This window comes from Nocardiopsis sp. TRM 82005, assembly GCF_056312425.1.
In genome coordinates, this window is sequence record NZ_JBWDTQ010000002.1 from 26,109 (window position 1) to 32,625 (window position 6,517).

The 6,517-nt window shown below is 71.0% G+C and carries 4 protein-coding genes and 1 pseudogene; 1 reads left to right on the forward strand and 4 read right to left on the reverse strand.

Going from position 1 to position 6,517, the window contains the following annotated elements:
• Positions 1 to 111 precede the first annotated feature (111 nt).
• The 4 genes from AC0T5L_RS01220 to cofD form a co-directional block, all read right to left on the reverse strand.
• Positions 112 to 1,383, reverse strand: a complete 1,272-nt coding sequence (locus tag AC0T5L_RS01220) for a glycosyl hydrolase family 18 protein (protein ID WP_476163446.1) — start codon at positions 1,381 to 1,383, stop codon at positions 112 to 114.
• Positions 1,384 to 1,586: 203 nt separating this feature from the next.
• On the reverse strand, positions 1,587 to 3,170 hold the full coding sequence (locus AC0T5L_RS01225; RefSeq protein WP_476163447.1) for a Na+/H+ antiporter: 1,584 nt from the start codon (positions 3,168 to 3,170) through the stop codon (positions 1,587 to 1,589).
• A 158-nt stretch (positions 3,171 to 3,328) separates the two neighbouring features.
• The gene (locus AC0T5L_RS01230; protein ID WP_476163448.1) at positions 3,329 to 4,624 is read right to left on the reverse strand and encodes a coenzyme F420-0:L-glutamate ligase; all 1,296 of its coding nucleotides are present in this window, start codon (positions 4,622 to 4,624) and stop codon (positions 3,329 to 3,331) included.
• Positions 4,621 to 5,610 carry a 2-phospho-L-lactate transferase gene (gene cofD, locus AC0T5L_RS01235; protein WP_476163449.1) on the reverse strand — a complete coding sequence of 330 codons (990 nt, stop codon included), beginning with the start codon at positions 5,608 to 5,610 and terminating at the stop codon, positions 4,621 to 4,623. The genes AC0T5L_RS01230 and cofD overlap by 4 nt, the downstream gene beginning before the upstream one ends.
• A 239-nt stretch (positions 5,611 to 5,849) precedes the next feature.
• On the opposite strand from cofD, the pseudogene AC0T5L_RS01240 reads away from it, so the two are divergent.
• Positions 5,850 to 6,517 (forward strand): annotated as a pseudogene (locus AC0T5L_RS01240) (hypothetical protein); the annotation flags it as partial.

Consider the following 6,517-nt stretch of genomic DNA (forward strand, 5'->3'; position numbering starts at 1 on the left):
GCCCCTTCCCTTGGGGTGGCGGCCCGTCACCGGGCGGGAGTGTGTGACGGGTCGCCGGGAGCCGCGTGTAGCGGGAGAGGGACGGGGAGATCCCTCCACGCGGCCTTGGTCCTAGCAGGCGCCCAGTTCGGTCCAGACCCCCCATTCGCCGGTCGTTCCGGGCTCCTCGCCGCGGGTCCACCAGCGGGCCTCGTACTCGTGGCCCCCGTGGCTGACCCGGTCGCCCTGGGTGTAGGTGCTGCCGGAGGACCACGCCGAGGAGGTGCAGTCACCGGGCTCGCCGGTGGGCTCGTCGGTCGGCTCGTCCGTGGGTTCGTCCGTGGGGCCGCCGTCGCCCGGGCCGCCGCCAAGACGGGCCGAGATCGTGTCGGCGAAGGCGTAGCCGGTGGTGGCGTCCCAGTTGACGGACCAGGTCATCACACCGCCGATCGGGCCGTAGGGGGTGTCCGGTGAGAAGGATCCGCAGTTGGTTCCCGCCTCCAGGCAGTCCAGGGCCCGGACGATCTGGCTGGGTGCCATGTAGCCGCCTCCGGCGGCCGACTGGGCGGCGGGCAGGCCGAGGCCCACCTGGTCCGGGCTCAGCCCCGTCTCCAGCTGGATGCAGGCCAGCGCGGCGACGAAGTCGGGGGTGCCCTGGGAGTACACCTGGTCGTCGCAGCCCAGCATCGAACCGGAGTTGTAGTACTGCATGTTCACGATGGTGAGGATGTCGGAGATGTTCGACGCCAGCTTGGGGTACTCCCGGTCCGGGCTCTGGAAGTCGATCGTCTGCGGCGCCATCGTGATGATCAGTTCCGAACCGGCCCGGCCGCTCAGGTCGTGCAGGGCGTCGGACATGTACTGGGCGTTGACGCCGTGCTCCAGGTCGATGTCGACCCCGTCGAAGCCGTAGTCCCGCATCAGGTCGTACGCGGTGTCGGCGAAGTTGCGCGCCTGGGCGGCGTTGGCGACGTCCACGTGCCCGAGTTCGCCGCCCACGGAGATGATCACCTTGCGGCCCTGGGCCTGGACGGCGGCGATGTCGTCGCGGAACTGCTGGTCGGTGTAGCCGTTCAACTCGTCGCTGGCGAGGTTGAACGTGATCCCGCCGTCGAGGGTGGGGTGGTTGTCGGCGAAGGCGACGGCGATCAGGTTGTACTCGCCGGGGACCTCCGACAACGGCATCACGGTGGAGCCGTTGTCGAAGTTGTGCCAGTACCCGGTGAGCCACTGACCGGTCTGCTGGGCCTGGACGGATTCGCTCTCGGCCACGGTCTCCACCTCGGCGGGGGTGGGGGAGAACTGGCTGAAGCCGGCGATGAGCCCGGTGGCCAGGAGCGCGAAGGCGCTGGTGAGGGCTGCTTTCGTGCCCTTGGAGTCTTTTCTGCGACGGTGCTTGAGCATATGGGGGTGCTCCTTTCGTCGAGCGGGGGAGACGAAGGAAGGCTCTGGGAGCCGCTAATTGTTAAGAAACCTTAAAGTTGACTCGCGGCCACGTCAACGGAAACCGTAAATAAAGTTTGTTGTTTTTCTCTGGGACTCAGTACCATTCATTGGCCCCGGAAGCCCCGTGGGCGCCCGGACCGGGGCCGCACCGGCCCCGCCCCTCACGGCCCGTACGGGCCCGTCCCCGTGTCGCGGATGTCCAGGTCCCGGCTCATCTCCTGGAACACCTCGTGGTCGATCTCCCCCTCCCGGTACATCGACACCAGCGCGTCCCTGCGTGCCTGCGTGATCTGGGCGTGCACGGCCCTACCGCTGTCCACCCGCTTGCGCGCCCGCTCGTCCTCGGCCTCCAACAGCCCCCGTACGTGAGCGATCCGCCGCGTGTACACGCGCCGCAGCGAGTCGGCGGTCCTCTCGTCCACCTCGCCCTCGCGGAGCAGTTCGTCCACCTTGTCCAGCGCCGAACAGCTCATCTGCTCGTCCGCCCTCAGGAACTCCCGCTGGCGTGCGCCCTCCTCGGACATGCCGAGCCAGCGCAGCAGCGGCGGAAGCGTCATCCCCTGGCCCACCAGCGTCCCGAGCACGACGACACCAGCGACGAAGACCAGCGCGCCCCGGTCGGTGAACTGCTCACCGCCCACCGTGGCGGGCAGCGACAGGGCGATCGCCAGAGACACCGCCCCGCGCATCCCGCTCCACCCGATGACGATCCGCTCACACAGGTTCGACACCCCCGGGTTCAGGAGCGGCAGGACCCGCTGTAGCGGGATGACCATCAGCATCAGCGCCAGGCGCAGGGCGGCCGCCGCGGCCAGCGCCGCCAGTGCCACCCACACCAGGTGCACGAAGGCGAAGTGCTCCCGTACCGCCGTGACCACCGCGTCCAGTTGCAGCCCCAGCACCACGAACAGCATCGACTCCAGCAGGCTCACCAGGGTGCTCCAGACCGTCCGGCCGCTCACCCGCACCCGCGGTGGCAGCAGGCCCTCGCCGCGCGTGCCCAGGTAGATCCCGGCGACCACGGCCGCCAGTACACCGGAGAAGCCCGCCATCTCCGCTGGGATGTAGGCCGCGAACGGCGTGACCAGCACGACCATCAGCTGTAGGGACGGGTCCCGCATCCGGGTCCGCGACCACGACACCGCCAGGGAAACCGCCGCGCCGCAGAGCAGGCCGCCCGCCACGACCCTCACCAGCTCCACCACGCCCTCCCCGGGGGTGAGAGGGTGGGCCATCGCGGTGACGGCCAGGCTGAACAGGGTCAACGCCACCCCGTCGTTGATCAGGGACTCGCCCTCCAGGATGGTCAGCACCCGGCGCGGCGTGCCCACACGCTTGAGGATCGCCGACGCCGCCACCGCGTCCGTCGGCGCGATCGCCGCGCCCAGGGCGATCGCCGCGGGCCAGCCCACCGACGGCATCAGCAGGTGGACGACCCCCGCCAGCCCGAAGGCGGTCACCAGCGTCACCCCCACCGCCATCACCGCGATGGGACGCATCAGCTCGCGCATGTCCTTGGGCGAGGAGAAGAACGCCGAGTTGTAGATCAGCGGTGGCAGGAAGACCATCAGGATGATCTCGGGGGAGACCGACAGCGAGTGCATCCACGGCACGGCCCCGAGCCCCATCCCCAGCAGCACCAGCACGACCGCGCTCGGCACCCGCAGTCGGCCTGCGACCGCCTGGCCGCCGATCACCGCGACCACGGTCACCAGAGTGGCGACCACGTACTCCTCGACGGACACCCGTACCTCCCCGTCGGACCCCGGCCGAACCAGCATGACGCCGCCCGCTTCGCCGGCCGCACTGACGCGCCGGTCCGAGTCCTTCCCCCGAAAAACGCGGCGGCCTCCCCTGAGCACACGCTCCGGGGAGGCCGCCGTGCGATGGGCGGGAAGGCCGCCTACCGCACTGTGACGAAGTCCTCCGGATCACGCGGCGGCCTCTCCCCGGGCGCCTCGGCCGCGTACCCCACGGCCACCGCGCCCATCGGCTGCCACTCCGCGGGTACCTCCAGTACCTCGCGCACCACGTCCGCGCAGAACATGGTCGAGGAGATCCAGGCCGAGCCCAACCCCTCCATGGCCAGTCCCACCAGCAGGCTCTGCACCCCCGCGCCCATCGCCACCAGGAACATCGACCGCTCGGCGCCGGCCCGGCGCTCGTCCGGATACGGGTGCGCGCCGTCGGCCACCAGGAACGGCACCACCAGGTACGGCGCCCCGCGCAGCACGTCGCCGCGCTTGGTGCGCCGGGCGATCTGCTCCTCGGTGAACCCGTCGCGGCGCAGGTCCGCCACCCACGCCTGGAGCATCGCGTCCAGCAGCTGCTTCCTCGTCCGCGCCGACTCCACCAGCACGAACCGCCACGGGGTGGTGTGGTGCGGTGCGGGTGCCGTCACCGCCGAGGCCACCGCGCGGCGCACGAGCCCTCCGTCCACCGGGTCGTCGGTGAACGACCGCACCGTCCGCCGGGCCGGAACCACGTCCCGCGACCCGTACCGGAACAGGTCGGAGTCGGCCGGGCGGACCAGCGCCGCCGCGCCCGGCCCGTCCTCCTCGGTGACCAGCCCGCCCAGACCGCTGACCACCGCGACGGGGACCCCGTTCGTCTTGCCCTTGACCAGCTCGCCCGCACCGGCGACCTCGTCGGCCACCGCGTTGACGGTCGCCTCCATCAGGTTTCCGTGGGCGTCGGTCGTGCCCCGCAGGTCCTGCACGGCGGGCAGCCCGGCCGCGCCGATGGCCACGTCGGTCTGTCCCACCCGCCAGGGGCGTCCGAAGGTGTCGGAGACGATCACCCCCACGTTCACGCCCAGGCGGTCGCGCAGCCCGGCACGCAGGGCACGGGCGGAGGCGTCGGAGTCCTCAGGCAGCAGCAGTACCGTGCCGGGCTCGACGTTGGAGGCGTCCACCCCGGCGGCGGCCATGACCAGTCCCTGCCGGGTCTGCACGATCCTCGTCCGCCCGGCGCGGGCGACCACCCGCACGGTCTCGGCGTCGATCGCCTCCTCCCGGTCCATACCGCGGACGCGCCCCTCGGCCTTGCTGACGATCTTGGAAGTGACGATGAGCACGTCGCCGTCGGCCAGCGGGGTCCCTGAGGCGGCCGCGGCGTCGGCGACCAGAGCGGCCAGGTCGGCGCCGGGGCGTACCTCGGGGATACCGTCGAGCCCGCGTACACGCAGTTCGGCGCTCACCCGCGCTCCTCCCCCTTCTCCGCCAGCTCCACGGCCAGGTCCACGGCGGACCGCGCGATCGCCTCGGTGGCGGCGGGGCCGCTCATGTACAGCGGACGCGGGCGCACCTCGACCCCCTCCACCTCGGTGCCCGCGTCGGCCTCGTCCACCAGCCAGCCGTCCAACAGGTCCGATCCCAGGTGCGTCGCGACCGCGCCCGCGCTGGTCTCCACGCCGATCGCGCTCAGGCAGGCGTCGGCCATGCCGCGCACGGGCGCCCCGCCGATGATGGGGGAGACCCCCACGACGGTCTTGGCGGCCATGGCCTCCCGGATGCCCGGGACGTTGAGGATGGACCCCACACTGACCACCGGGTTGGACGGAGGCAGGATCACCGCGTCGGCCTCGGCGATCGCCTCCAGCACGCCGGGGGCCGGGCTGGCCTCCTCGGCGCCGACACCGACGATCTGCTCGGCGGGCAGCGCGGCACGGTGCCTGATCCACCACTCCTGGAAGTGGATGGCCCGGCGTCCCCGGCCCTCGTCGACGACCACGTGCGTCTCGACCTGGTCGTCGGTCATCGGCAGCAGCCGTACCCCCGGCCGCCAGCGGTCGCACAGCGCCTCGGTGACCGCCGACAGCGGGTATCCGGCCGCGAGCATCTGCGCCCGCACGATGTGGGTGGCGGTGTCGCGGTCGCCCAGGCCGAACCAGGTGGGTTTCATCCCGTACGCGGCGAGTTCCTCCTTGACCGCGAAGGTCTCGTCGGTCCTGCCCCAGCCCTGTTCCTCGTTGATCCCTCCGCCCAGGGTGTACATCACCGTGTCCAGGTCCGGACAGATCCTCAGTCCGAACAAGGTGATGTCGTCACCGGTGTTGCCGATGACGGTGATGCTGTTGTCTGTGGTCTGCTCTTCGACGGCCGCCGCGTCGGTTCCGAGTACGGCCCTGAGACCGCGGAGGAACCGCGCGCCGCCGATACCGCCAGCCGGTACGACTATCCGCATGCGTCCAAGTCTGGCAGGCTGGGTGCGTGTATGAACCGTCTGCCCCGCCGGGGCGCGGGCCCATACGTGACCGTTCCGGTACCGGGAGTTCACGAACCCCGGGGCGGCGGTCACCATCCCACCTTTCGGCCCGGCCGGTGCCCCCACACTCCTGCCCGGACGCGGCCGATCCACCCAACAGCCCGACGCCGCTTCCACCGATGTGACGGCGAAGCAGCAGCAGTAGAGGGGAACCTCTCTTGAACAACGAAACACTAGAGCGCCTACGCCTGCCAGCGGCCTGGGTCCTGATCGGAGCCGTGGGCGCGTCCATGCTCTCGGGCCTGATCCGGCTGATCGCCGGGTCGAGCGGCCTTGGAGGCTCCTTCTCCTCGGCGGTGAACTCGGCTGCGTCCAGTTTCTTCGGCCTCGGCGTCGTGGTCACGCTGGCCGTGGCGACGGCCCTGGTGCTGACCAGCGAGCGTACGCGCTCCTCAGCCCAGCCGATCGTGCTCATCGCCATGATCATGAGCGGTGTGGGACTGCTGTTCGCCCTGATGAGCCTGATCACCGAGTTCGTGTGGGCGGCCGATGTCGACAACATCGCTCTGGGCTTCGCGGGCTTCGTGAGCGTGCTCGGTTCCGGTGCCCTGCTCGGCATCCTCGCCTTCGCCCTGCTGAAGGCCTACGGCGACCCCAACCTGGTCCCGAAGGCGATGCCGCAGCAGGGGGCCTACCCGCAGCAGTTCCCGCCCATGACCGGCGCGCAGCAGTCCTTCGCCCAGCCCGCCTACCCGGCGCAGGACGCCGCCCAGCAGCAGTACGGCCAGCCCGCCTACCCGGCGCAGGACGCCTACGGTCAGCAGTACGCCGGCGACGCCGCCCAGCAGCAGTACGCCCAGCAGTACGGCACGGGTGCCCAGCAGGC